This is a genomic window from Streptomyces sp. NPDC002790 (assembly GCF_040295505.1).
Classification (GTDB): Bacteria; Actinomycetota; Actinomycetes; order Streptomycetales; family Streptomycetaceae; genus Streptomyces.
On the sequence record NZ_JBEOVM010000004.1, the window covers coordinates 179,767 to 205,010 of the forward strand.

Consider the following 25,244-nt stretch of genomic DNA (forward strand, 5'->3'; position numbering starts at 1 on the left):
TCCGCGATGGCCCTGAAAACCGAAGAAGTACCCGATACACCGCTTGCGGAAGCTCCGACGGGCCACGAGGTCCGTCCCGAATCACGAGCTTCGAAGGTGTCGTCGGCGGCGGGGATGGTGCTGAACCTGGCCATGGTCGTCCTGGTGGGATATCTCGTCCTCTTCCCCCTCGCGATCCTGATCTACAGCAGCCTGAAGCCGTCCACCACCGATCTCCCCTTCCAGGTTCCCGGCTTCTCGTTCGAGAATTTCGCAGACGTCTTCGAGTCCAGCCGGCTGGGGTCGGTGACGCTCAACACCGTCATCTACGTCGTCGGTTCGCTCATCATCGCCATGGTGATCAGCATCGCGCTCGCCTATCTCTTCGAGCGGACCGACATACCGGGGCGCCGCTTCCTGAGCCCGCTGGCGCTGGCGCCGATGGCGGTTCCGGTCACGGTGATGGCGATCGCGTGGGCATTGGTGGCCAACCCGGCCAATGGCCCGCTGGCCATCATCATCCACAAGCTCATCGGCGTACAGATCGACATCTATTCCATACCGGGAATGATTCTGGTGATGGGCATCTTCGGCGTGCCCAGTATGTATCTGATGATCGCCCCCGCCCTCGCGCGCCTCAACCCCGAACTGGAGGAGGCAGCGGCCGCGGTGGGAGCGCCGCTGTGGCGCCGGCTGCGCCTCATCGTGCTGCCGCTCGTCACGCCCGCCGTGTCGGCATCCGGGATCCTGCTCATCGTGGTGGCCCTGGAGGGCTTCGCCATTCCCGCGCTCCTCGGACTGCCGGACAAAATCTTCGTTTTCAGCAGCCTCATCCAGTACTCGCTGCAACCGCCGGGTGGAATTCCCAACTATGGTCAGGCCTGTACGTACGGCGTTCTCATCCTCGCCGTGTCCCTCGTGCTGCTCTTCGTGTACCGGCGGCGCGTTCGCGACACGAACCGCTTCCGGGTCGTGGTCGGCAAGGGATACCGGCAGACCCGAACCAGCCTCGGCCGCTGGCGGATTCCGATGTTCATCGTCGTCTGCGTCTACATGTTCATCGGCATCGTGCTGCCCATTCTGGCCCTGCTGTGGACGAGTTTCTCGCCGTACACCCGCCCCATGAGCTGGTCCGGGTTCGAGTCGATGACGTTCGCGAACTACAGCAGCCTGCTCGACATTCCTGATATCGGACACATTCTGCTGAATACGGCAGAGGTGGTGCTGGTCACCGCGACGGTGACCACGGCGATGTCGGTATGGATCGCCGTCGCGGCATCGCGACGCCAATTCCCGGGCAGTACGCTCCTGTTCGAAACGCAGTTCGCGGTATTCGGGATTCCCAGCGTCGTCCTCGGCGCCGCCGTCCTGTTCCTCTATCTGTTCGTTCCCATACCGATCTACGGCACCGTATGGATCATTGTCGTGGCGCTGGTGACACGATTCCTTCCGCGGGGATCGCGCATGGTGCAAACGGCACTGGTGCAGTTGGACGACGGGCTCATCGAAGCCGCCCGCGTCACCGGCGCGAGCCCCTTCACCGTGACGCGGACGGTGCTGCTCCCTCTCCTGCGACCCACTCTGTGGAAGTGCTGGCTGTGGGTCTTCGCCCACGCGCTGGGAGAGCTGCCGATCGCCCTGCTGTTGACCAGTTCGGGCAACCGCACCCTGGTGATCGTCCTGTGGGACACCTTCACCTCCAGCGTCGACAACCCGACGGCGAGCGCCCTGGCCGTGGTGCTCGTGGTGATCTCGACCGCTGCGGTGTGGCTGGTCAACAGGCACAGCACCGCGAAGGAGGCATGACAGAGATGGTGGAAAAGATGAACAACGACCCCGTGAACTCGATCATCATCACGGAACTGCGCAAGTCCTACGACCGGGCGTCCGGCGGCGAGACCACCTATGCGGTTGACGGTGTCTCCTTCGACGTGCCGAAGGGCAAGTTCGTCACCCTGCTCGGGCCGAGTGGCTGCGGAAAGACCACGACACTCCGGTGCGTCGCGGGACTCGAGCAGGCCACCGGCGGCCGCATCGAGATGGGCGGGCAGGTCGTCTTCGACGAGTCGCAGAAGCGCAACGTCCGCCCCGAGGACCGGCCGATCGCGATGGTGCCCCAGTCCTACGGCATCTGGCCGCACATGACCGTCCTCGACAACGCGGCCTTCCCGATGCGACACGGACGCAACCGCCGCCGGGGCCAGGACATCCGCCAGCGGGCCATGGACATGCTCGAACAGGTGGGCCTCGCCCCCATGGCGGACCGGTGGGCGACCCAGCTGAGCGGTGGCCAGCAGCAGCGTCTCGCCTTCGCCCGCGCCCTGCTCTGTGACCCCGAGGTACTCCTCCTCGACGAGCCGCTGTCGAACCTCGACGCGAAGCTGCGCTCCAAGCTCCGCCAGGAACTCCGCTCCTTCCAGGAGCAGTTCGGGGTCACCGCGTTGTACGTCACCCATGACCAGGGCGAGGCCCTGGCGCTCTCCGACACCGTCGTCGTGATGAACGGCGGGCACGTCGAGCAGATCGACCGGCCGGAACGGCTCTACGACCATCCCCGTTCGTCCTTCGTCGCCGACTTCATCGGCAGCGCGAACCTGCTGCCCGTGCAGGACGTCTCGTCGCGTGCCGACGGCGGTGTGATCGCCAAGACCGAGGTCGGCCCGGTGCTGTGCCTCCGCCAGTCCGGCGAAGGCGACCGTCGCACCGGCAGCGGCGGCTTCGTGTGTGTGCGCCCTGAGGACATCCAGGTACGCACCACCACTCGGGGAGAGCCGCAGACACTCGCGGACGACGAGTTCCTCGCCGCCGTGGAGTCCTCGGAGTTCCTCGGGGACCGGCTCGAACTCGTCATCCGTACGGACGACGTATCGCTCAGGGTCTCCGCCAGGGCCGGTCTCGGCTGCCGGCCCGGCGACGACGTGGTGGTGCGGTTCGATCCGGCTACGACGAGCTATCTGGCCAGTTGAGGCCGAGTGCCGGGGCACCAGGGCACCGGGCATCGATCCTCCGCCCGCTGCCCGGCCGGTGCGGTCAGCGGGCGGTCGACGTCGCGATCTGCAGCTGCAGGGCATGCCGAGCGGCCGAGAGGTGGTGCCGCATGGCCGCCGCGGCACCCTCCGGATTGCGGGTGACGACGGTGGCGAGAATCGCCTCGTGCTCCCTCACCGAGTCGGTGCGCGGGTGCTTGCGATCCGCGTCGCGGTACTGCTGCATGACGAGCGGGTAGAGCAGACTGTCGACGAACCGGGCGAGCGTGGCCTGCCGCGCCGCCTGCCGGATCTGCTCGTGGAACTGGCGGTTGAGCTTCCAGTACTCCTCGCGCCCGCCCGGCACCTGGTGCTCCCACATCTGCTTGCAGGTCTCGGTCATGGCGGCGATGTCGGCGTCGGTGGCACGCTCGGCGGCACTCGCCGCCAACGCGGACTCCAGCACCTCACGGGTCTCCAGGATCTCGAGCGCCTCCTCCACGGAGAACGAGCGGGTGCGCGCGCTGCGGTGCGCCTCGGCGGTGACGTACCCCTCCTGCGCGAGCCGCGCGAGCACCGAACGCAGCGTTCCGCGTGAGACGCCGAGACGCGTGGTGAGGTCCGACTCGGTGAGCCTGGAGTCCGGCGCGTAGTGGCCGGACAGGAGCAGCGCACGCAGGTCGTTGTACGCCTGCAGCGTCCTGCTGGCACCCGAATCCGGACCGCCTTCGTTGCTCGGGTCCGTACCCGCAGCTGGTGCCATGGTGTTGTCCTCCAGTGTGGCCTGCTCCCAGGCGTACGCGTTGTCTCCGACGGAACGCTTCGGTTTTGTGGCCGGCTGCGCGCCCCAACGGAAGTTGTACTACAGCACTGAGTGGTCGGTCGAACGCTCGACTGGATACGAGCCACAAGCCTTCCCCGTTCCCCTCCCCGCAGGCCACGCCCTCCAAGCTCAAGTCCGGATTATTGTTGCACAATCAGGCCGCGCCCCTCGCCCTCGCCTCCTGGGTGCGCTACCCGTCGCCGTCGCGGCCTTCGGCGGCCTGGGTGATGACGGCGGACACAATGGTGGGACGCGAGACGTAGACCGCGTGGCTGCCCGGAGTTTCCGAGACCGTGGCACCGGTGCGTTCCGCCATGGCGCGCTGAGCGGGCGGCGGGATCATGCGATCGTCGGTGGCGACCAGGTACCAGGAGGGCTTGCTGCGCCAGGCCGGTTCGGAGACCGCGCCACCGAGTGCGTCGAGGCCCCACGGCACCTGGGAGTCGGCCAGGAACGCGGCCTGCGCCTCGGGCAGGTCGGCGGCGAACGACGCGGCGAACTTGTCCCGGTCCAGGAACAGGAACCCGTCCCTGGGCGGCAGGATCGGTGGCACCGGAGCGCCGGGCGGAGGGTCGTCGATCAGGGTGTTGACCGACTCGCCCTTGTCCGGGGCGAACGCGGTGACGTAGACGAGCGCGGCGACGTTCGGATGGTTCCCGGCCTCGGTGATGACGGCGCCACCGTAGGAGTGGCCGACCAGGACGGCCGGTCCGTCGAGGGAATCGAGGACCCGGTGGGTGGCGGCCACGTCGCCGGCCAGCGACAGGGTCGGATTCTGCACGACGGCCACCCGGTAGCCGTCGCCGGTGAGTTGCTGATGGACACCCTGCCAGCCCGATCCGTCCACAAACCCACCGTGCACCAGCACGACGTTCCTGATGTTTGCCACGGATTACCCCCTGCGGGCGAGGGGCAGGCCCCTCGCCTGCCCGATGCCCTCCAGTGAAGCCGTAGGACATCGGGCGGGCCAGGGTCAAAAGTGCGCAGAAGCGCTACGCACGACTACCCGAGACGTGTCCACCCGGCGGCCCGTCGGACTCGACGGCACTCGGCTGCCGCTCGGCCTCGAGCAGGCGGGCCCGGCGCGTACGCGGGCCGAAGATCGCCAGGACGACGGCGCCGACCATCCACGTACCGGCGATGAAGTAGAAGACGCTCTGGTAGCCGTGGCTGGTGTAGAGCGCCGCCACGATCAGCGGGCCCGCCGCGTTCGACAGGCGGCCGAGGCCGTAGGAGACGCTGGTGCCGAGGGAGCGGCCGCGGGTGTCGAAGAGTTCGGGGGAGTAGGCGTAGGCCAGGGCCGTGTAGCCGCGCTCGAAGAAGTTCACCAGGAAGCCGAACACCACGATGAACACGGGGCTGAACGTGAGCCCGTAGAGCAGGCCGCACACCGCGATGACGGCGCCGAACACCGTCAGCGACCACTTGCGCTCGAACCGGTCGGTGACCATGGACGCCAGATACGAGCCGAGCGGGGCGCCCACCGTGGTGAGAGCCACGTAGAAGACGGAGCTCTCGATGCTGAAGCCCTCCTTGGCCAGCAGGGTCGGGGCCCAGCTCGAGTAGCCGAAGAAGCCGATGGTCTGGGTCACCCACAGGACCGTGAGCAGCAGCGTCGGGTACAGGTACTTCTTCTGCAGGAGCAGCTTCAACGGGGCCCTGGTCGTGGGGACTTCGGCGACCGGCGGCGCCGGCTCGGGCAGCGGGCCCTTCTCCGCGGCGACATGTGACTCGATCTCGCGCAGCACCTGGTCGGCGGCGGCATGGTCGCCCCGGCTCTCCAGCCAGCGCGGCGACTCCTTGAGGTGCCGGGTGAACAGGACGAGCAGGATGCCCAGCGAACCCCACAGGTACACGAGACGCCACGACCAGTCGCTGAGCGGGACGACGGCGCTGGCGATGAGGTTGGTGACCGGGGTGCCGCAGATGCCGATGACGATGGCGTACGCCTGGTACTTGCCGCGCACGGCCGCCGGATACATCTCGTTGACGTAGACGACGGCCACCACGGTCATCGCCGACAGACCGGCCGAGGTGAGCACACGGAACACACCGAGCGACAGCAGGTCCCAGGCGAACACCGAGGCGAAGGAGAAGAAGGCGAAGAAGAACGTCGTCCACAACAGTGTCCGCTTGCGCCCCCAGCGGTCGGCGACGGCCCCGGCGACGATCGAGCCGATGAACATGCCGACGAACGACAGTGAGGTCACGTACGCGACCTGATTGACGCTGACACCCCACACGTCGATCAGTTTCGGGGCGGTGGTGGCGAAGCTGTTGATGTCCGCGAACTCGAAGAAGTACGCGAACGAGACGGCCAGCAGGGTGAGTTTGTGGAACCGGGCGACCGGGAGCCTGTCCAGCCTGTTCAGAGCGTTGGAGGGTTGCATGGTGACGCCTTTGTCAGGTGAGGGGGATGGAGGGTGGGCGGTGCTCAGACGTCCTCGCCGGGCCAGTACAGCCGCATCGGATTGGCTACGAGGAGCTGGTGCCGCCGCGCGTCGGTGACCGCCACCCGAGACACGTAGTCGACCAGGAGTCCGTCGTCGGGCATGTGGTCGGTGAGGTTGGGGTGCGGCCAGTCGGTGCCCCACAGCACGCGGTCGGGGAACTCCTCGACGACACGGCGGCCGAAGGGGACGACGTCGTCGTACGCGTGCCGCTCGCCGTCGAGGGCGGGCGGGCCGGTGACGGTGAGGCGCTCGGGGCAGGACACCTTCACCCACACGTCGTGGGTGTCGACGAAGCGCAGGAATCGCGTGAACTCGGGGCCGTCCACGGGCTTGGTGACATCCGGCCGGCCCATGTGGTCGATGACCAGCGGCGTGGGCAACGAGCCGAAGAACTCCTCCAGTTCGGGAAGATCCGCACTCTCGAAGTACAGGACGATGTGCCAGCCGAGCGGGGCGATCTTGTCCGCGATCGCGCGCAGGGCGTCCTTGGGCGAGGTGTCGACCAGGCGGCGCACGAAGTTGAAGCGCACACCGCGCACGCCCGCCGCGTCGAGCTCGCGCAGCTCGGACTCGGTGATGTCGGGCCGCACGGTGGCGATGCCGCGCGCCCGGCCGTCGGAGGCGCGGACGGCGTCGACCATGGCGGAGTTGTCGGCGCCGTGGCAGGTGGCCTGCACGATCACATTGCGGGAGACGCCCAAGTGGTCCCGCAGCGCGAAGAGTTCGTCCTTGCCGCCGTCGCAGGGCGTGTACTTGCGCTCGGGCGCGAAGGGGAACTCGGCCTGCGGGCCGAAGACATGGCAGTGGGTGTCGACGGTCCCGGCGGGCAGCCGGAGCGTCGGCCGGGACGGGCCCTGGTACCAGTCGAGCCATCCGGGGGTCTTGGGGGAAAGGGTGTGCACAGCTCTGCTCTCCGTACGAGGGTGTTACGTGGTGTGTCCGGGGTGGCGGTGACTCAGCGGCCCTGGCGCTTGAGGAGCGCGTCCAGGCGGGGGTACACGCTGCGGGCGTTGTGCTCCTGGATCGCCGCGAGGTCGTCGGCGGGCAGCGTGGCCGCCTCGGCGTAGCGACGTGTGTCGTCGAAGTGGTGTCCCGTGCACGGATCGATGTCGCGGACGGCGCCGATCATCTCCGAGGCGAACAGGATGTTCTTGGCCGGCATGACATCGAAGAGCAGGTCGGAGCCCGGCTGGTGGTACACGCAGGTGTCGAAGAAGACATTGCCGAGGACGTGCTCCTCCAGCGGCGGCTTGCCGAGCGCCATCGCCAGACCGCGGAAGCGGCCCCAGTGGTACGGCACCGCCCCGCCACCGTGCGGGATGATCAGGCGCAGGGCGGGGAAGTCGGCGAACAGGTCACCCTGCACCAGCTGCATGAACGCCGTGGTGTCGGCGTTGAGGTAGTGCGCGCCGGTGGTGTGGAAGGCCGGGTTGACACTCGTACTGACGTGGACCATCGCCGGGATGTCGTACTCGACCATCTTCTCGTACACGGGGTACCAGGAGCGGTCGGTGAGCGGCGGTGCGGTCCAGTGGCCGCCGGACGGATCGGGGTTGAGGTTCAGGGCGACCGCGCCGAACTCCTCGACGCAGCGGGTGAGTTCGGGGACGCAGGTGGCCGGGTCGACTCCGGGGGACTGGGGGAGCATGGCGGCGGGGGCGAAGCGCTCCGGGTACAACTGGCTGACCCGGTAGCAGAGTTCGTTGCAGATCGACGCCCAGGCCGACGACGTCTCGAAGTCACCGACGTGATGGGCCATGAACGAGGCGCGCGGCGAGAAGACCGTCAGGTCGATGCCGCGCTCGTCCATCAGCCGCAGCTGGTTCGGCTCGATGCTCTCGCGCAGCTCGTCGTCGCTGATCCGCAGGTCGGCGCGGGCGGGTGCGGCGGTGCCCGCGTCGAGCGCGGCGATCTGCCGTGTGCGCCAGTCCTGGAGCGCCGCGGGCGCCGTCGTGTAGTGACCGTGGCAATCGATGATCATGTGGTGCCTTTCGGGGTCGGACATGTGTCGTCCTCAACCCGGGCACCCTCATCCACGGCGCGAGACACCACGAGAGACCCGCACACGGACCTAACCGTCCCTTAACATTCCGGCCCCCGACCGCCCGCGTGACCAGCCTGTGCTTGAAGAACACCAAGGCACGTGGACTACATTCGGCAGCGGCGGTCGGCACACGGACACCGCTGACAGGAGGCGGACGACGTGCAGATTCTGCTCGCCGAGGACGACGACGGCGTAGCCGCGGCGCTGATGGAGGTGCTGTACGACCACGAGCACGTCACCCGCAGGGTCACCCACGGTCGTGATGTGCTCACCTACCACCGCAGCGCCGATCTGCTCCTGCTCGACCTGGGCCTGCCCGACATCGACGGCCTCGACGTGCTGCGCTCCCTGCGGGCCGTGAGTGACATGTCGGTGGTGGTGCTCACCGCCCGGGGCGATGAGCGCTCGGTGGTCCGGGGGCTGCGGCTCGGCGCCGACGACTACCTGGTCAAGCCGGTACGCCTGGCAGAGCTGCTCGCCCGCATCGAGGCCGTCACCCGGCGGACCGCGGCCAAGCGCGACCCGGCCGCACCTATCGTGCGCGTCGCGGATGTCGAGATCGACCTCGATGCCCGGCATGTCATGGCCGACGGCACCGCGATCGAGCTGACCGCCAAGGAGTTCGACATCCTCGCCGTGCTCGCCGCGCGAGCAGGCCGAGCCGTCGGCCGCGAGCAGATCATGGACGAGGTGTGGGGCAACGCGAGCCACGGCACCTCGCGCTCCCTCGACGTCCACGTCACCCAGCTCCGTGCCAAGCTCGACCGTCCCGAGCTGCTCACGACGATCCGGGGCTTCGGCTACCGCCTCGGCGACACGCGGAGCTGAGGGGACACACGTGCGCAACCGGGTCCAGGCGGCGTTGCTCGCCTTCGTCGTCCTCACGGTGGCCGCGTTCGCGATCCCGCTCCTGGCGTACACCGCCTCCGACCGCACCCAGGAACTCGTCCTCGCCCGCAGCTCCGACCTCGACCGGTTCGCCTCACTGATGGACCGGGCCGCGACCAGCGGAGACACCTCCGCGGTCATCGCCGAGGCCCGGCGCTACACCGCTCTGTACGGGGAGGCCATCGTGGTCACCGACGCCCGCCGCGAACCCGTGGTGGAGACCGGCGGCATGCACGCCGCCGACGACACGGTCGACGGCCTGATCGACGCGGCCCTGCGCAACCAGACCACCCACCCCACGGCCTCGCTCCTGCCCTGGTCGGGCGGACACCGGATGTTCGCCGAACCGGCGGGCACCGGGACCCAGGTCTCCGGCGCCGTCGTCCTGCGGGCCTCCGTGGACACCGCGGCCCGGGACATCATGTGGCGCTGGACCGCCGTCCTCGCCGCGGCGGGTCTCGTCGCCGTGGCGTGCGCGATGCTCGCCCGCGCGGTCACCGGCTGGGTGGTGCGCCCGCTGCGCCGCCTCGACCGGGCCGTCGGCCAGCTCGCCGCGGGGCTGCCCCCGGAACACACCCGCGCCACCGGCCCGCCCGAACTGCGGCAACTCGCCACCGGGTTCAACCGCATGGCCGCGACGGTCACCGTCGCCCTGGAACAACAGCGCCAACTCGTCGCCGACACCTCCCACCAGATGCGCAACCCCATGGCGGCGCTCCGCCTGCGCGTCGACGCCCTGCACACCCACCTCCCCGACAGGGCGGAGCGCACGTACACGGGCGTCACGACCGAACTGGACCGCCTGGAAACCCTGCTCGACGACATGCTGGCCCTCGCCACCGCCGAACACCGGGCCGGTGAACTGGCCATGACCGACGACCCGCACGCCCACTGCGACGCGGCCACCGTCACGGCCGAGCAGTACCGCCGCTGGGAGCCGGTCGCCCGCCGCGCGGGCGTGCACCTGACCACACGGCCCGCCGCCCCCGTCGCGGCGGCCTGCACCGAACACGAACTCGTCCAGATCAGCGACATCCTCCTCGACAACGCCATCAAATACGCGGGCGCGAACGCGCGGATCACGCTGGAGTGCGCGGCCGAGGGCCCCTGGGCGGTCCTCACGGTCACGGACGACGGCCCCGGCCTGGCCACGGACGAGATCACCCGCGCCACGGAACGGTTCTGGCGCGCGGGTCGGCAGAGCGGGACGACAGGAACCGGCCTCGGCCTCGCCATCGCCCAGCAGATCCTCACCGGACGCGGCGGCCACCTGGAACTGGATGCAGCGACCCCGCACGGACTCCGAACCCGCGCCGTGCTCCCACGCGCCGACACCGAGGACGGAGGCGTCTCGTGAACCGCCGCACCGCGCTGCACTTCGCCTTCGCCGCTGTGGCCATGGCGACCTTCGTCGGCGCCGCTCGACCCGGTCGCGGAGGTGTCTCGTGAACAGCCGCAACGCGTCGCGCTCCGCCCTTGGCGCTGTGGCCATGGTGGCCTTCGTGGGCTCCGTCCGGCCGCGTCGCGGAGGCGTCTCGTGAACCGCCGCACCGCGCTGCGCTCCGCTCTGGGTGCCGCGGCCGCCGTGGCCCTCGGCGGCGCCGTCGCGAGCGATGCCACACGCCCGCGCGGCGAGCCCAGCGGCGTGCTGCGGCTGGCAACCGGCGAACCCACCGCGTTCTACGAGGCCTTCGGGCGCCTGCTTGCCGCCGAACTCACCGCGGTGCACCCCGGGTTGCGCGGCCAGGTCAGGACGACCGCGGGCAGCATCGACAACATCGAGCTGCTGCGCGACCGCAAGGCCGACCTCGCCCTCGTCCTCACCGCCACCGCACGGGACGCCGCGGGCACCGGCCTCTTTCCGCGCCCCGTGCCGCTGCGCGCCATCGGCCGGGTCTACGAGACGTACCTCCAGTTCGCCGTACGCGCGGACTCGACCGTGCGCACGGTCGCCGATCTGGCCGGTCATACCGTTTCCCTCGGCGCGGAGGGCTCGGGAGCGGCGGTGTTCGGCGCACGCCTCCTGCACGCCGCAGGGCTCGCGGCCGGCGCGGATGTGCCGGTGCGTCATCTGCCGCTAAACGACGCGGCGGAGGCGACACGCACCGGCGCCGTCGAGGGCCTGCTCGTCGCGGGCGGCGTCCCCCTGCCCACCCTCCAGAACCTCGACGAACGCACCGGCCTGCGCTTCCTCCCGCTGGCCGAACTCCTGCCCCGGCTCGGCAACCGGGACCAACGGGCCGGCGCGGGCCTGGAGCAGGTGACACTGCCCCAGGGCGCCTACCGCAACGCGGCCGGCGTGGCCACCATCGGCGTCTCCAACCTCCTGGTGTGCCGCCCGGACCTCGACGACGAGACGGCGGCCACCCTCACCCGCCTCCTCGTCCGCCGCGCCACATCCCTCGCCCCCGACAACGCGGTGGGCACGCAGTTCCTCGACGTCCGCTCACTGATCGGAACGGGCAGCATCCCACTGCACCCAGGGGCCGCGGAGGCCTACCGGGCACTGCACGGCTGAGCGGAGTGTTAAGGTGAAAAACGCTAGATGGATGCGCAAAAAACTCGCTCATGAATGGTGTTTCTGAGCGGCGCCCCGTGCGGTGTTGGTTCCTATTCGAGGAACGCCAGTGCTTCCTTCGTCCTCTTGAACGAAGGCAGAGAACTGTGCCAGACCCGTATCGTGTGATCATTATTGGCGCCGGCCTTGGCGGCCTCGCGCTCGCCCACGGCCTGCGCTCGCAAGGCATGGATGTCGCCGTCTACGAACGCGATGACCACCCGGGCGCCCGCCCGCAGGGATACCGCATCCAACTCGACGAGCCCGGCCTGACCGGGCTGCAACGCTGCCTGCCCGCACCGCTGTTCCAGCTCTGCCTGGCAACCGCGGCCGCACCGCCGGCGCGGGTGTCGGTCCGCACCCGTCGCTTGGACGTCCTCGCGGACAAGGCGGCACACGACGCTTCCGGCGCGCGGCCCGCGCAGGGCCCGCGTGCGTTCAACCGCCCGACCCTGCGCCAGATCATGCTCTCCGGTCTGCGTGACCACGTGCACTACGGGGCGCGTTTGACCGGTTACCGGCACGAGACATCAGGAACGGTCACGGCACGCTTCGCCGACGGCCGTACGGTGGGCGCCGACCTTCTGGTCGGAGCGGACGGTGTCAACTCGGCAGTGCGCCGAACGCTGTTGCCCGACGCCGGGGTCGAGGATGCCGGCCTGCGGCTGATCTACGGCAAGATCCCGCTCGAAGGAAGAGGCCGCGCGGGCGTCCCGAGCTGGGTCTTCGACAGCATTTTCACCGTGGTCACCGGCGGCCCGGGCCACCCGCACCTTGGCCTGGGCCCGGTGGAGCTCGGCAGCCGGCCCGAACAGGCCGGACTGGCCCATGTCCCGCCTGCGGCACTCTCCCCGGTCGGCGACTACGTCGCCTGCATGGTCGGCGGCCCCGTCGATCACTCGGCGATGCCGTCCTTCGCGGAACTGCGCGAACTCGCCCCGGCGAGCCTGCGCGCCGTCGCCCTTGAAGTGCTGGGCAGCGACTGGCACGAGGACGTCCACCGGCTGCTGGAACTGTGGGACGCCGACTCCCTGTTCCCGCTGCGGATCTCCACCGCCGCCACCGAGCCCGTCTGGGAGTCAGGCCCGGTCACGCTGATCGGGGACGCGATCCACGCGATGAGCCCCGTCCTGGCGATGGGTGCCAACACCGCCATCCGTGACGCCAGTGAACTCACTCGTGCTCTGTCCGAAGCGGCCGGCACGGGCGAGCCGCCGACGGAAGCGGTCCGCGCGTACGAGAACCGCATGACGGACTACGCCTTCTCGATCGTGGCCAACTCCCGGCAGACGGGCCAGCAGCGCGTCGGGCAGCGGTGACCCAGTGTGTCAGCGGCACTCACCGGCCGCTGACACACTCCTCGATCACCGACACGACCTGATCCGTCGCGGGCGAAGTCCGCTGTGTACGGCGGGCGAGGAGCAGATCGACCAACTCCGGTTCCGCGAGCGGCACATACGTGACCCCGTCGAGGTTGAGGCTGCGCACCGACTGCGGAACGAGAGCCACGCCGTGCCCGGCCGCCACGAAGACGACCAGCGTCGCCGTCTCGCCGACCTCGGTGAGTGAGTGGGGCCGGAATCCCGCCCCCTCGCACGCGGACAGCACCCGGTCGTACATCGAGGACCGGGACCGCGAGGGATGGACGACGAACGGCTCGTCGGCCAGTGCCGCCAGCTCGACGCTCGCGCTGCCCGCCAGCGGGTGGTGCGAGGGCAGCACCGCCACCAGCGGCTCGGACCGCAGCGGTGTGACGAGCAGGTCCGTGTCCGCGGCGGCGCCGCGGACGACCGCGAGATCGTAGGTGCCGGAGCGCACGCCCTCGACCAGTTCTGGGGTGAGGAGTTCGCCGCGCAGGTCAAGGGTGATGTCGGGCAGCCGGGCCCGCACGGTCCGTGCGACCCGGGGGAGCACGTCGTACGTGGCTGTGCCGATGAAGCCCACCGACACCCGGCCCGCGTGACCGGTTGCCAGCTCCCGCATGTGGACGCGGGCCCGCTCCTCCTCCGTCAGCAAGGCGCGGGCGTAGTGGGTGAGTTGGCGGCCCGCTTCGGTGGGTTCGACGCGGCGCGTGGAGCGGTGGAACAGGGTGACTCCCAGCTCCCGTTCCAGCTGTTTGATCTGCTGCGAGAGTGCGGGCTGTGCCACGTGCAGACGGGCCGCCGCGCGGCCGAAGTGGCATTCCTCGGTGAGGGCGAGGAAGGACCGGAGCTGACGGAGTTCCATGGCCCCAGCCTATCCGACTCATAAAGCCATCTTATTAATCCATGTCGATTAGGTCTTGGACGTGATGAACCTGGTGGTTCTACGGTGAGGAGCGTGACTGACAGTTATCTGTACGCAGCGACACGCACGCCCTTCGGACGGTTCTCGGGAGGCCTCGCGGACGTCCGCCCGGACGACCTCGCCGCCCGCGCCGTCACCGGGACACTCGCCAAGACCCCCGACCTCGACCCGGCCGAGATCGGCGACGTCGTCTGGGGCAACGCCAACGGCGCCGGTGAGGACAATCGCAACGTCGGCAGGATGGCGGTCCTTCTGGCCGGGCTGCCGACGTCGGTGCCCGCCACGACGGTCAACCGGCTGTGCGGCTCCTCCCTGGACGCCGCGATCATCGCCTCCCGCGCCATCGAGACCGGCGACGCGGACATCGTGCTCACCGGCGGCGTCGAGTCCATGACCCGCGCGCCCTGGGTGCTGCCCAAGCCGACGCGCGCCTTCCCCGCCGGGGACGCCACCGCCGTGTCCACGACGCTCGGCTGGCGCCTGGTCAACGAGCGCATGCCCAAGGAGTGGACCGTCTCGCTCGGCGAGGCCAACGAGCAGCTCGCCGACCGCTTCGACGTCCCGCGCGAGCGCCAGGACGCCTTCGCCGCCCGCTCCCACAATCTCGCCGACGACGCCTGGAACGCGGGCTTCTACGACGACCTGGTCGTGCCGGTCACCGTCGATGCCAAGGGCGCCACGTTGGCGCGGGACGAGGGCATCCGCCCCGGGTCCACGCCGGAGAAGCTGGCCGGGCTCAAGCCCGTCTTCCGGCCCGACGGTGTCATCACGGCGGGCAACGCCTCCCCGTTGAGCGACGGCGCCTCCGCCGTCCTGCTCGGCTCGGGTGCCGCCGCCGCACGTATCGGCGTCGACCCCGTGGCCCGTATCGCCGGACGTGGTGTGTCCGCGCTCGACCCGCAGATGTTCGGCTACGCCCCCGTGGAGGCGGCGAACCGGGCGCTGAAGGCGGCAGGCATCACCTGGTCCGACGTCGCCGCCGTCGAGCTCAACGAGGCGTTCGCCGTGCAGTCGTTGGCCTGCGTGGATGCCTGGGAGGTGGACCCGGACATCGTCAACGCCAAGGGCGGGGCGATCGCCCTCGGCCATCCGCTCGGTGCGTCCGGCGGCCGGCTGCTCGGCACCCTCGCCCACCGGCTGCGCGAGTCCGGCGAACGCTGGGGTGTCGCGGCCATCTGCATCGGAGTGGGCCAGGCGCTCGCCGTGGTCCTGGAGAACGTGACGGGAGACCAGTCATGACGACACGTATCTGCGCCGACGTCGACGAGGCGGTGGCCGGGATCGAGGACGGCGCCACCGTGCTCGTCGGCGGATTCGGCATGGCCGGCATGCCGGTCGACCTGATCGACGCGCTCATCCGCCAGGGCGGCACCGACCTCACGGTGGTGTCCAACAACGCCGGCAACGGTGACACGGGACTCGCCGCGCTCCTGGCCAAGGGGCGGGTCCGCAAGGTGATCTGCTCGTTCCCGCGGCAGAAGGACTCGTGGGTCTTCGACGACCTCTACCGCGCGGGCCGCATCGAGCTTGAGGTCGTGCCGCAGGGCAACCTCGCCGAACGCATGCGGGCCGCCGGCGCGGGCATCGGCGCGTTCTACTGCCCGACCGGCGTGGGCACGCTGCTCGCCGAGGGCAAGGAGACCCGCGAGATCGACGGCCGTACCTACGTTCTCGAGTACCCCATCAAGGGCGACGTCGCGTTGATCGGCGCCCACCGCGCCGACCGCATGGGCAACCTCGTCTACCGCAAGACCGCGCGCAACTTCGGCCCGGTCATGGCGACGGCGGCGACCACCGTGATCGCGCAGGTCCGCGAGATCGTCGAGACCGGCACGCTCGATCCGGAGACCGTCGTGACCCCGAGCATCTATGTCGACCGAGTGGTGCAGGAGGCGGCCCGCGCATGACATTCACGAACACAGCCCCGTCCGTGACCGGACAGGGCCCACTGAGCAAGCACGAGATCGCCGCCCTCATCGCACGCGACATCCCGCAAGGCGCCTTCGTCAACCTGGGCATCGGCCAGCCGACCCTCGTCGCAGACCACCTGCCGGCCGACTCGGGCGTGGTGCTCCACACCGAGAACGGCATGCTCAACATGGGTCCCGCCGCCCAGGGCGACGAGATCGACGCCGACTTGACGAACGCGGGCAAGATCCCGGTCACCGAGCTGCCCGGAACCGCGTACTTCCACCACGCCGACTCCTTCGCCATGATGCGCGGCGGGCACCTGGACACATGTGTGCTCGGCGCGTTCCAGGTCTCGGCCCGCGGCGACCTGGCCAACTGGCACACGGGCGCCCCGGATGCCATCCCCGCCGTCGGCGGCGCGATGGACCTGGCGATCGGGGCCAAGCAGGTCTTCGTGATGATGACCCTCTTCACCAAGGACGGCACACCCAAGCTGGTCCCCGACTGCACCTACCCGCTCACCGGCCTCGGCTGCGTCGACCGTGTCTACACCGACCTGGCGGTCTTCGACATCACCGCGGAGGGCGTGCGGGTCACGCAGACCTTCGGCATCACGCTCGATGAGTTGGCAGCGCGCATGGACGTGCCGCTGATCGCATCCGGGCAGTGACGGGCATTCAGCAGCACGGATGACGGGACCGTCTCACCACCAAGTGGTGAGACGGTCCCGTCATGTCCGGTGGGTGTCACCCCGCATTGTCCCGCCTGAACTCCTCCTCGAACTGCTCCAGCGTCTTGCCCCGGGTCTCCGGGACCGAGGTGACGATGAAGATGCACGCGAGGACGCCGAGCGCGGCGAAGACGAAGAAGGTCGGCGCGATCCCGAGCGAGGAGACCAACGGCGGGAAGCCGAAGGCGACTGAGGCATTGGTGAGCCACAGGACGAAGACGCAGACACCCATCGCGAAGCTGCGGATCTTGAGGGGGAAGATCTCGGCGAGGATGAGCCAGCCCAGCGGCCCGAGGGTGGCCTGCATGGAGAACACGAAACAGACCACGAACGCCATGATCAGGTACGGCTTGAAGGCGGCACTGTCCGGGATGAGCAGCGCCGAGGCTCCGATGAGCACGTGGAAGGTCACGATCAAGGTGTAGCCGCCGAGCAGCATGGTGCGCCGGTCGACCCGGTTGATCAGCATGATCCCGACGGCGATCCCCAGGACGCTGGCCAGGCCGTTGAAGGTGTTCGCGAGGATCGCGCCGTTCGCGGAGAACCCGGAGTCCTCGAGGAGTTGCGTGCCGTAGTACATGATCGCGTTGATGCCGGTGATCTGCTGGCAGATCCCCACGCCGATGCCGACGAGGACGAGGCGGCGGATCCACGGCACGGCGAGGTCGGCCCAGCCGCCGGTTCTCGACGCGTTGTCCTCGTCGGAGAGTTGATGGACCTCGGCCATCTCCGCCTCGGCCCGCTCAGGGCCGCGGACCTGCTTCAGCACGTTCAGGGCGGCCTCGTCCTGGCCCTGGGCGCTGAGCCAGCGCGGACTCTCCGGCACGCGCAGCATGCCGAAGAAGAGCGCGAAGGCCGGCAGGACGGAGACGATGAGCATGAACCGCCAGATGCCGTCGTGCTCGCCCCAGATGCTGAAGATGAACGCGTTGATGACGAACGCCGCGAACTGACCGGAGACGATCATGACTTCGTTGCGGGTGACCAGCGAGCCACGCTTCTCGTACGGCGAGATCTCGGCGAGGTAGACCGGGACGGCGACCGAGCAGCCCCCGACGGCGAGACCGAGGACGAAGCGGAAGAGCGTGAGCACCTGCCAGTCGGGGGACAGGAAGCAGCCGAGCGTCCCGCAGGCGAACACCGTGGACAGGATCAGGATCGTGCGCCGGCGCCCGAACCGGTCGCAGAGGCGGCCTCCGACGACCGCCCCGAATGCCGCGCCGAAGACGAGGGCGCTGACCACGAGGCCCTCGCTGAACGCGGTGAGTCCCAGGTCGTGTTCCATCGGTTTGAGGGCGCCGTTGACCACGCCGGTGTCGTATCCGAAGAGCAGGCCACCGAACGTCGCCACGACGGCTATCAGGCCGAGACGCTTGGAGTGCGGCCCCGGCGTGTCCGGAGGAAGGGCCGGCCGGGTTGTCGCCGTTGTCACCTCGGTAGTTGCGGACGGTGCACCGCGGCTCATGGGTGATGTCCTCTCGGTGTGGCGTCGGCGGTTACGCGGACGCGAGCACGATGTCGAAGCGGGCGCGCGCCCAGGTGCGGTGGCCGAGTTCACGTCCGTCGGGCGTCGGGGCGTCGGCGGGCTGCTGGACGAAGTCCTTGATCAGGGAGTCCTTGACACCGAAGACGGTGTCGGACGCGAGGAGTTCGTCGCCCCGGACGAAGATGTGTGTCACCAGGGTCCGCAGTTGCGGGGCGGTCACCATGAAGTGCAGGTGCGAGGCGCGCATGGGGGAGCGCCCGGTGGCCGCGAGCATCCTGCCCACAGGTCCGTCATGGGGGATCGGGTACGGCGTCGGGGTGAGGCCCCAGAACCGGAAGCCGCCCTCCTCGTCGCTGAACAGGTGCGCCCTGCCGCTGACACGGTCGTCGGTGTACTGGACGTCGTAGAAGCCGTCCTCGTCGGCTTCCCACACCTCGATGCGCGCGTTCGGGACGGGGTTGCCCTCGGTGTCCCGCACCGTGCCCTCGACCCAGCAGGGCTGCCCGACGGCGCTGCCGGAGAGGTCGCCGCCCTGCTCGATGCGGGGCGCGTCGTCGACGAAGAACGGGCCGAAGACGGTGGCCTCGGTGGTGTCCCCGCGCGCTTCGTTGTTGACGTTGACGGTCTGCATCGACGCGCCGAGAACGTCGGAGAGCAGGATGAACTCCTGTCGGCGGTCGTCGGTGATGTGACCGACCTCGGTGAGGAACTCGATCGCCTTGTTCCACTCCTCCTCCGTCAGGCGCACCTCGCGGACGAACGCGTGGAGGTGACGGACGAGTGCCTGCATGACCTGCCCGAGACGAGGGTCCTGGCAGTCGTCGAACGACTGGAGGACGGTCTCGACGAGGCGTTCCTCCACGGCCTGTTGGGCCTTGGAGACGTCGTGCGGTCCAGTGGCCGGGACGGTGTCGGCGTTGAGGCTGCGATCAGGCATGGGTCTCCTCGGTTACGTGTGCCGGTGTCTTGGATACGGGACGGTGGTGCCGTCAGGCCGAGCCGGGTTCCGTGCTCGGCTGCTCTCCCGCCCAGGCCGCGCGGAGCAGGCCGCTCACGGCTTCGTGGGTGATGGTGCGGGGGTTTCCGTACGAGCGGCTGGTGACCTCGTCGGCGATGCGGCCGATGTCGGACTCCCGCATGCCGAGTTCGGCGAGGGAGCGCGGCGCGTTCAGCTCTCCGGCGAGGTGCCAGAGGCGCTGCGCGGGGCCGCCTTCGCCGGGCAACACCCGGGTCAGTGCCGCCACCGCGTCGGGCGTGGCCGGTTCGTTGAAGGCGAGGGCGTGCGGGAGCACCACCGTGTGGGTCTGCGCGTGCGGCAGGTTCAGGGTGCCGCCCAGGGCGTGGCACAGCTTGTGGTGCAGGGACATCGTCGTCGCGCCCAGACAGGCACCGCACAGCCACGAGCCGTACAGCGCCTCGGAGCGCGCGGCGGCGTCCGCCGCGTCGGCGACGATGCCGGGCAGCGCCGAGCTCAGGGCGCGGACGCCTTCCTGAGCCATCAGGGAGATGATGGGTGTCGCGTCGGGCGCGTACAGTGCCTCGACCGCATGCGCGATCGCATTGAATCCGCTGGTCACCGACATCGAAACCGGCAGCGACACGGTGAGTTCGGGATCGTAGACGACGCTGCGGGGCAGCACGCGCGCATCCCGCCCGGTCTCCTTGCGGCCGTCGGTGGTGAGGCCCCAGACCGGTGTCATCTCGGAACCGGAGTACGTGGTGGGTACGGCCACCACCGGCAGGCCGTGCTTGAGCGCGATCGCCTTGCCGAGGCCGATCGCCGAGCCGCCGCCCACCGTCACGCACCCGTCGGCGCCGACATCGGCGGCCCGCGCACTGGCACGCTCGGCCACCTCGGCCGGTACGTGCATCACGGCATCCGCCAGTACGCCTACGCAGCGCTTCCCCAGGGCGCCCGCCACCAACTCCGCTGTCTCCTCCTGCCCTGGCGAGCACAGGACCAGGACGCGTCCGAGCCCGATCTGGTCCAGCTCGTCGGGCAGGGCCGACAGCGACTTCGCCCCGAATCGGACGCGCATGGGCAGGGCTTCGTGGACGAAAGATTGGATCATCGGCGTCGTCTCCTCGATGGAGACTTCCTCCTCGGGCGTGATGATGCGGCTGTGCGACGGGTCCGTGTGATGTGCGACGGAGCGGCCCGCGGCGCGATCCGGTGCCATACAGTGGACGCGATGTTCGCACAGTGATGTGATGTCGCGCCAGAGGTTACGCTCGCAATATTCGGACAGCGTGACCACTCCGTGAGAACGCAGGGATGAGGCAGGGATTGAGTGCCATTCAGTTGTTGAAGAAGGCGGCCCAGATCGTCGACGAACTGGCTCGACTCGGCCCCTCGACTCCGTCGGAGCTGGCCAAGGCGGTCGCCGAACCCCGCCCGACCGTCTACCGGGTGGCCGCCGCCCTCGAACGCACGCAGTTGGTGCGCCCGGCGGGTGAGGGACGCCTCGAGCTGGGAACCGGAGTGCTGCGCCTGGGTGATGCGGTCGTCGACGCCTACGTCGATCGCGTCGAGCTGCGCAAGCAGTTGCGCTGGGCGCAGGGGCAACTCGGCATGAATGTGTCCTTCCGTGTCCTCCAAGAAGACGGGGCGCTGTGCCTGGATCAGGTGGACGGATCCGACGTGGACATGCTGGTGCTCGCACCGGGCAGAACGCTTCCCCTCCATGCGGGAGCGGCCTCCCAGGCCCTTCTTGCCTTCTCGCCGCCCGAGTTCCGCAGCCGGGTGCTCGCACGCGCGCCGTACGAGCCCCTCACCCCGGCGACGCCGGTGACGGCAGCCGATCTCCGGCGCAGACTCGAAGAGACCGCCGACCGTGGGTGGAGCGTCGAGGACGGTGAGGCGATCGAGGGCGTCGCCTCCGTCGGCGCCCCCGTACGGGACCGGGACGGGGCCGTCGTGGGGGTCATCTGCGTAGCGGGCCTCAGGGAGCGCGTCCTCGCGCAGGAGACCGCCGCGGGCGAGACCGTCCTGGCGGCGGCGCGGGCGATCGAGGCGTCCCTGGACCAGCCCCGCTCCGGCGGCCCCGGTGGGCCGGCGGCACGTTCGCCCGTCGTGCCGGACGATCAGGCGGGGACGCGCTCCCCGGCCGTGATCGCCAAGGCCGGCGCGCTCATGGAGGTGTTGGCCGACGAAGGTGTCGCCACCTCGGCCCGTCTCACCGAGCGGCTCGAAGAGCCGGTCAGCTCGGTCTACCGCATGCTCGGCACCCTGGCCGAGGCCGGCTGGGTGGAGCAGATCGGGCCGCGCGGCGCCTATCGCGTGGGCAGCAAGATGCTGCGCCTGTCCGGTGAACTCACCCGCCGCCTGGACATCCGCAGGGCGGCGATGCCGGTCCTGGACGCCATCCACCGCGCAACCGGTGAGACGACCTTCCTGACCATCCGCCGTGGCACGCGGGCCGTGTGCATCGAGCGGGTCGACGGCGTACGCGTCAACAGCCGGGTGCTGCAACTGGGGCAGTCGCTGCCGCTCCATGTGGGGGCGGCCCCCCGCGCGTTGCTCGCCTTCGAGGAACGCGCCGCGTGGGACGAGTACGCCGCGATCGCCACTAACTCCGGAGACCCGTGGCGCGACCTCCGGTCCCGTCCCGAGCTCTACGCGGACCTGGAGCGGATCCGCGAGAAGGGTCATGTCGTCAGCGACAACAACGTGACCCCTGGGATCGCCGCGATCGGCGCACCCATCTTCAATCATCGCGGCGAGGTCGCGGCCTCGTTGTCGGTCAGTGGGCTGCGCGAAGGCATCCTGGCCGCCCCGGCAGGGGAGCCGTCCGTCGTGGACCTGGTCCGCGGTGGGGCGCAGGAGCTCTCCCGGTACCTCGGCGCCCCGTCGCCCGCCGACGGTGACGACGCGTCAAGCGGCGCCCGTCCGAGGTGATGGAACCCACAGCAAACTCTGTCTTGTGGACGCCCTGTCCAGTGTGTGACAGTGGCGGCTCCCGGAGGCAACAACCTCGGATCTCACACCAGTTCGCGCTCTCGCCCCGAGCGGGCCGGCGACTTGGAACGACAGGAGAGCAACCTTGGAACCGATCATTGTGGGGCTCCTGGGCATCACCCACCCGCACGCGTCGGCGCGGGTCCGCGCCCTGCGCGCGATCGAGGGCGTGGAGGTCGTCGCGGCCGCCGACGACGACCCCCGACTCACGTACTTCGCCGAAAAGTACGGACTCGAAGCGCGCACCATCGACGGTGTGCTTCAGGACGAGCGCATCAACGCCGTCATGGTCCACTCCAAGAGCCGCGACATGGTTCCGCACGCCCTGAAGGCGCTGGACGCGGGCAAGTCCGTGGTCGTCGAGAAGCCCGGCGGCGGCACGGCAGAAGACCTGCTGCGCCTGCGCCGGGCCGAGGCGGAGGCCAAGCCCGGCCAGGTCGTGCAGGTCGGCTACAACGTGCGTCTGGCCCAATCCGTGAGCCGCGCGAAGGAGTTGATCGAGCAGGGCCTGATCGGTGAGGTCGTCACCGTCTCCGCCCGGGGCGCCGCCCTGGTCGGCGAGCACGAGACGCAGCACCTCAACCAGCCGGCCGACATGGGCGGCGTCCTGTGGATCCTCGGCTGCCACATGCTCGACTCCCTGGTGCGCATGTTCGGCGCCCCCGAGTCGATCAACGCCCGCGTGCGCAAGTCGCCCAAGCTCTCCGGCGGGTCGAGCCGCGAGGACTCCGCCGCGGTGCTCCTCAACTACCCCGACAAGTCCATGACGTTCAACTTCGACGGCCACGACCACCTCGAGTGGTTCGAGAGCTCCCGCATCAGCGTCTACGGCACCCGCGGCATGATCGAACTCGGCATCCTCCCGCAGAAGTTGCGCGTCTACGTCGACGAGGACCGCGGCGGATACCCGGCCGGCTGGACCGAGTGGACCCAGAGCCACTTCACCCCGCCCTTCGCCCGCACCGAGGCGAACAAGTTCTCCGAGCTCCCCGAGCTCGAGAACATCAGCAACTTCCACCCCGAGATGCGCGGTTGGGTCGACAGCATCCGCACCGGTGCCCCCGTCGTCGCCCCCGTGTCGGACGCCCTGACCGTGGCCCGCATCGTCGACGCCTGCTACCGCTCCGAGAAGGAACGCGGCGCCTCGGTCGACGTGGAGGCCGGCGCATGAGCGGGCCCGCCCGGGTGATACCCGGTCTGATCGCCACCTGTTGGACCAGCGCGGGCGACGTCGCGCCGATGCTGGACGACGAGCGCAGCCCGGTCCCGCTGGACGAGCGCATCGCCGCCGTCGCGCGCACCGGCTGGGCAGGCATCGGCCTGGTCCACGCCGACCTGGTCGAGGCGCGGGACACCATCGGCTACGCCGAACTGTCCCGGAGGATCCGCGAGGCCGGCATCGGCATCGTAGAGGTCGAGTTCCTCGACAACTGGTGGACCACCGGAGCCGAGCGCGCCGCCGCGGACGTCGTCCGCGCCGACCTCTTCGAAGCCGCCACCGCACTCGGCGCCCACCACATCAAGGCCGGAGCGGGACTGGCGGAGAACCCGCTGCCTCTCGCCCATCTGGCCGACGCCTTCGCCGACTTGGCGGACGAGGCCGCCGCATCGGGCATCCACCTAGCGCTGGAAGCGACACCCTTCTCGCACCTGAGGACCACCCGGGAAGCGGTCGAGGTGGTCACCAAGTCCGACAGCCCATCGGCGGGTCTGCTGATCGACGTGTGGCACACCTACAAGGGCCGCCTCGCCAACGACGATGTGTGGAACGTCGTGCCCATGGAGCGGGTCACCGCGGTCGAGATCAACGACGGAGTCGCCGGGATCCGGGACACCGTCGCCGGCATGGTCGACGACAGCAGCAACCACCGCAAGTACTGCGGCGAAGGCGCCTTCGACACCCCCACGTTCGTCCAGCGGACCATCGACGCCGGATACCGCGGCGCCTGGGGCGTCGAGATCATCTCGGCCGAGCACCGGGGCCTGCCGATGGCCGAGGGCCTGAAGCGCGCCTACGACACCGCGGTGAGCTGCTTCCCGAGCAGCCACCGGGCCGGCTGAGCACTCCCGGTCGAACCCACACCGCCATGACACCCGCACCGTCATGTTCTGAAAGGAACCACCATGTCTGAACGCCGCCTGCGCCTGGCGCTGTTCGGTTCCGGTCGCATCGGCCAGGTGCACGCCCGCAGCGTGGCCGCCCACCCGGACATCGACCTCGCCGTGATCGCGGACCCCTTCATCGAGGGTGCCCGCCGCCTGGCCGCCGAGACCGGCACCAAGGCCGTCGCGGACCCCGAGGAGGTGTTCGCCGAGGCCGACCTCGACGGGGTCGTCATCGCCTCGCCCACCAGCACCCACGTCGACCTGATGGCCCGGTCGAGGGCGCACGGTCTCGCGGTCCTCTGCGAGAAGCCCATCGACCTCGACATCGGGACCGTCCTGGAGTGCCGCGACAAGCTCGGTGACACCACCGCGCCCATCATGCTCGGCTTCAACCGGCGCTTCGACCCGAACTTCGCCGCGGTACGCGATCGCGTCGCCACGGGAGAGATCGGCACGCTCGAGCAGCTGACCATCATCAGCCGCGACCCGGCTCCGGCCCCGGTGGACTACATCGCCGGATCCGGCGGCATCTTCCGCGACATGACGATCCACGACCTGGACATGGCGCGGTTCTTCGTGCCCGACATCATCGAGGTCACCGCCGTCGGCAGCAACGTCTTCAGCGAAGACATCAAGAAGTACGACGACTACGACTCCGTCGTCGTCACCCTGCGCGGCCGCGGCGGCGAACTCATCACCATCACCAACTCCCGGCACTGCGCCTACGGTTACGACCAGCGGCTCGAGGCCTTCGGCTCCACCGGCATGCTCTCGGCCGGCAACGTCACCAAGACCACGGTGCGCAAGTTCGGCAGCGAGGGGACCGAAGGGGCAGGTCCCTGCCTCCCCTTCTTCCTCGAGCGCTACGCCGAGGCCTACCGCGCCGAACTCGACGCGTTCGCGCGTGCCATCCGCACTGGAGCGCCCTGCTCCCCGGGTTTCGACGACGGCGTCACCGCGCTCGTCCTCGCGAACGCGGCGGAGGAGTCCGCCCGCACCGGCCGGACGGTCACCGTGTGATCCGGCGGGGCTGAGGGACCGCGGTCCCTCAGCCCCG

General features: G+C 69.6%; 22 protein-coding genes. 13 read left to right on the plus strand and 9 right to left on the minus strand.

The window, feature by feature from the left end:
- The first annotated feature begins 6 nt into the window (after nucleotides 1-6).
- Together ABT004_RS04440 and ABT004_RS04445 are read left to right on the plus strand one after the other, a co-directional pair.
- Nucleotides 7-1,785 (plus strand): ABC transporter permease, encoded by a 1,779-nt coding sequence (locus tag ABT004_RS04440; protein WP_351331326.1) that lies wholly within the window; start codon nucleotides 7-9, stop codon nucleotides 1,783-1,785.
- Entirely contained in the window at nucleotides 1,782-2,945 is a 1,164-nt protein-coding gene (locus ABT004_RS04445; protein WP_351331327.1) for an ABC transporter ATP-binding protein, read from the plus strand. Before ABT004_RS04440 ends, ABT004_RS04445 begins: the two co-directional genes overlap by 4 nt.
- A gap of 64 nt (nucleotides 2,946-3,009) precedes the next feature.
- Here ABT004_RS04445 and ABT004_RS04450 read toward each other — a convergent pair whose 3' ends face one another.
- From ABT004_RS04450 to ABT004_RS04470, 5 genes are all read right to left on the minus strand, one after another.
- Nucleotides 3,010-3,708 carry a GntR family transcriptional regulator gene (locus ABT004_RS04450; protein WP_351331328.1) on the minus strand — a complete coding sequence of 233 codons (699 nt, stop codon included), beginning with the start codon at nucleotides 3,706-3,708 and terminating at the stop codon, nucleotides 3,010-3,012.
- A 250-nt stretch (nucleotides 3,709-3,958) separates the two neighbouring features.
- A complete protein-coding gene (locus ABT004_RS04455) occupies nucleotides 3,959-4,657 on the minus strand; it encodes an alpha/beta fold hydrolase (RefSeq protein WP_351331329.1) in 699 nt (232 codons plus the stop codon).
- Between the two features lie 103 nt (nucleotides 4,658-4,760).
- A complete protein-coding gene (locus tag ABT004_RS04460; protein ID WP_351331330.1) occupies nucleotides 4,761-6,158 on the minus strand; it encodes an MFS transporter in 1,398 nt (465 codons plus the stop codon).
- Between the two features lie 44 nt (nucleotides 6,159-6,202).
- Complete coding sequence (locus ABT004_RS04465) at nucleotides 6,203-7,123, minus strand: amidohydrolase family protein (RefSeq protein WP_351331331.1); 921 nt, start codon at nucleotides 7,121-7,123, stop codon at nucleotides 6,203-6,205.
- Nucleotides 7,124-7,176: 53 nt separating this feature from the next.
- Complete coding sequence (locus tag ABT004_RS04470) at nucleotides 7,177-8,202, minus strand: amidohydrolase family protein (protein ID WP_351331358.1); 1,026 nt, start codon at nucleotides 8,200-8,202, stop codon at nucleotides 7,177-7,179.
- Nucleotides 8,203-8,424: 222 nt separating this feature from the next.
- Between ABT004_RS04470 and ABT004_RS04475 the strand changes: the two genes are divergently transcribed.
- From ABT004_RS04475 to ABT004_RS04490, 4 genes are all read left to right on the plus strand, one after another.
- Nucleotides 8,425-9,093, plus strand: a complete 669-nt coding sequence (locus ABT004_RS04475; RefSeq protein WP_351331332.1) for a winged helix-turn-helix domain-containing protein — start codon at nucleotides 8,425-8,427, stop codon at nucleotides 9,091-9,093.
- Between the two features lie 10 nt (nucleotides 9,094-9,103).
- The gene (locus ABT004_RS04480) at nucleotides 9,104-10,510 is read left to right on the plus strand and encodes a sensor histidine kinase (RefSeq protein ID WP_351331333.1); all 1,407 of its coding nucleotides are present in this window, start codon (nucleotides 9,104-9,106) and stop codon (nucleotides 10,508-10,510) included.
- Nucleotides 10,511-10,690: 180 nt separating this feature from the next.
- Nucleotides 10,691-11,671 (plus strand): TAXI family TRAP transporter solute-binding subunit, encoded by a 981-nt coding sequence (locus tag ABT004_RS04485; RefSeq protein ID WP_351331334.1) that lies wholly within the window; start codon nucleotides 10,691-10,693, stop codon nucleotides 11,669-11,671.
- A gap of 164 nt (nucleotides 11,672-11,835) precedes the next feature.
- The gene (locus tag ABT004_RS04490; RefSeq protein ID WP_351331335.1) at nucleotides 11,836-13,029 is read left to right on the plus strand and encodes an FAD-dependent oxidoreductase; all 1,194 of its coding nucleotides are present in this window, start codon (nucleotides 11,836-11,838) and stop codon (nucleotides 13,027-13,029) included.
- 19 nt (nucleotides 13,030-13,048) lie between these two features.
- Here ABT004_RS04490 and ABT004_RS04495 read toward each other — a convergent pair whose 3' ends face one another.
- Nucleotides 13,049-13,936 (minus strand): LysR family transcriptional regulator, encoded by an 888-nt coding sequence (locus tag ABT004_RS04495; RefSeq protein ID WP_351331336.1) that lies wholly within the window; start codon nucleotides 13,934-13,936, stop codon nucleotides 13,049-13,051.
- Nucleotides 13,937-14,029: 93 nt separating this feature from the next.
- Here ABT004_RS04495 and ABT004_RS04500 point away from each other — a divergent pair, with 93 nt between their 5' ends.
- From ABT004_RS04500 to ABT004_RS04510, 3 genes are read left to right on the plus strand one after another with little or no spacing between them, the layout of a single operon-like run.
- Complete coding sequence (locus ABT004_RS04500; protein ID WP_351331337.1) at nucleotides 14,030-15,235, plus strand: thiolase family protein; 1,206 nt, start codon at nucleotides 14,030-14,032, stop codon at nucleotides 15,233-15,235.
- Complete coding sequence (locus ABT004_RS04505) at nucleotides 15,232-15,903, plus strand: 3-oxoacid CoA-transferase subunit A (protein ID WP_351331338.1); 672 nt, start codon at nucleotides 15,232-15,234, stop codon at nucleotides 15,901-15,903. Before ABT004_RS04500 ends, ABT004_RS04505 begins: the two co-directional genes overlap by 4 nt.
- Nucleotides 15,900-16,577 (plus strand): 3-oxoacid CoA-transferase subunit B, encoded by a 678-nt coding sequence (locus ABT004_RS04510; RefSeq protein WP_351331339.1) that lies wholly within the window; start codon nucleotides 15,900-15,902, stop codon nucleotides 16,575-16,577. Before ABT004_RS04505 ends, ABT004_RS04510 begins: the two co-directional genes overlap by 4 nt.
- A 76-nt stretch (nucleotides 16,578-16,653) precedes the next feature.
- Here ABT004_RS04510 and ABT004_RS04515 read toward each other — a convergent pair whose 3' ends face one another.
- From ABT004_RS04515 to ABT004_RS04525, 3 genes are read right to left on the minus strand one after another with little or no spacing between them, the layout of a single operon-like run.
- Nucleotides 16,654-18,195: a sugar porter family MFS transporter gene (locus ABT004_RS04515; protein ID WP_351331340.1), complete on the minus strand. Its 1,542-nt coding sequence runs from the start codon at nucleotides 18,193-18,195 to the stop codon at nucleotides 16,654-16,656.
- On the minus strand, nucleotides 18,134-19,060 hold the full coding sequence (locus tag ABT004_RS04520) for a hydroxyquinol 1,2-dioxygenase (protein ID WP_351331341.1): 927 nt from the start codon (nucleotides 19,058-19,060) through the stop codon (nucleotides 18,134-18,136). Before ABT004_RS04520 ends, ABT004_RS04515 begins: the two co-directional genes overlap by 62 nt.
- A 52-nt stretch (nucleotides 19,061-19,112) precedes the next feature.
- The gene (locus tag ABT004_RS04525; RefSeq protein ID WP_351331359.1) at nucleotides 19,113-20,195 is read right to left on the minus strand and encodes a maleylacetate reductase; all 1,083 of its coding nucleotides are present in this window, start codon (nucleotides 20,193-20,195) and stop codon (nucleotides 19,113-19,115) included.
- 215 nt (nucleotides 20,196-20,410) lie between these two features.
- On the opposite strand from ABT004_RS04525, the gene ABT004_RS04530 reads away from it, so the two are divergent.
- The 4 genes from ABT004_RS04530 to iolG all read left to right on the plus strand — a co-directional run bounded on the left by ABT004_RS04530 (nucleotide 20,411) and on the right by iolG (nucleotide 25,207).
- Nucleotides 20,411-22,021: an IclR family transcriptional regulator gene (locus tag ABT004_RS04530; RefSeq protein WP_351331342.1), complete on the plus strand. Its 1,611-nt coding sequence runs from the start codon at nucleotides 20,411-20,413 to the stop codon at nucleotides 22,019-22,021.
- 145 nt (nucleotides 22,022-22,166) lie between these two features.
- Nucleotides 22,167-23,252 (plus strand): Gfo/Idh/MocA family protein, encoded by a 1,086-nt coding sequence (locus ABT004_RS04535; protein WP_351331343.1) that lies wholly within the window; start codon nucleotides 22,167-22,169, stop codon nucleotides 23,250-23,252.
- Nucleotides 23,249-24,142: a sugar phosphate isomerase/epimerase family protein gene (locus ABT004_RS04540; RefSeq protein WP_351331344.1), complete on the plus strand. Its 894-nt coding sequence runs from the start codon at nucleotides 23,249-23,251 to the stop codon at nucleotides 24,140-24,142. Before ABT004_RS04535 ends, ABT004_RS04540 begins: the two co-directional genes overlap by 4 nt.
- Before the next feature lie 63 nt (nucleotides 24,143-24,205).
- Nucleotides 24,206-25,207 carry an inositol 2-dehydrogenase gene (gene iolG, locus ABT004_RS04545; RefSeq protein WP_351331345.1) on the plus strand — a complete coding sequence of 334 codons (1,002 nt, stop codon included), beginning with the start codon at nucleotides 24,206-24,208 and terminating at the stop codon, nucleotides 25,205-25,207.
- The last annotated feature ends 37 nt before the right edge of the window (nucleotides 25,208-25,244 follow it).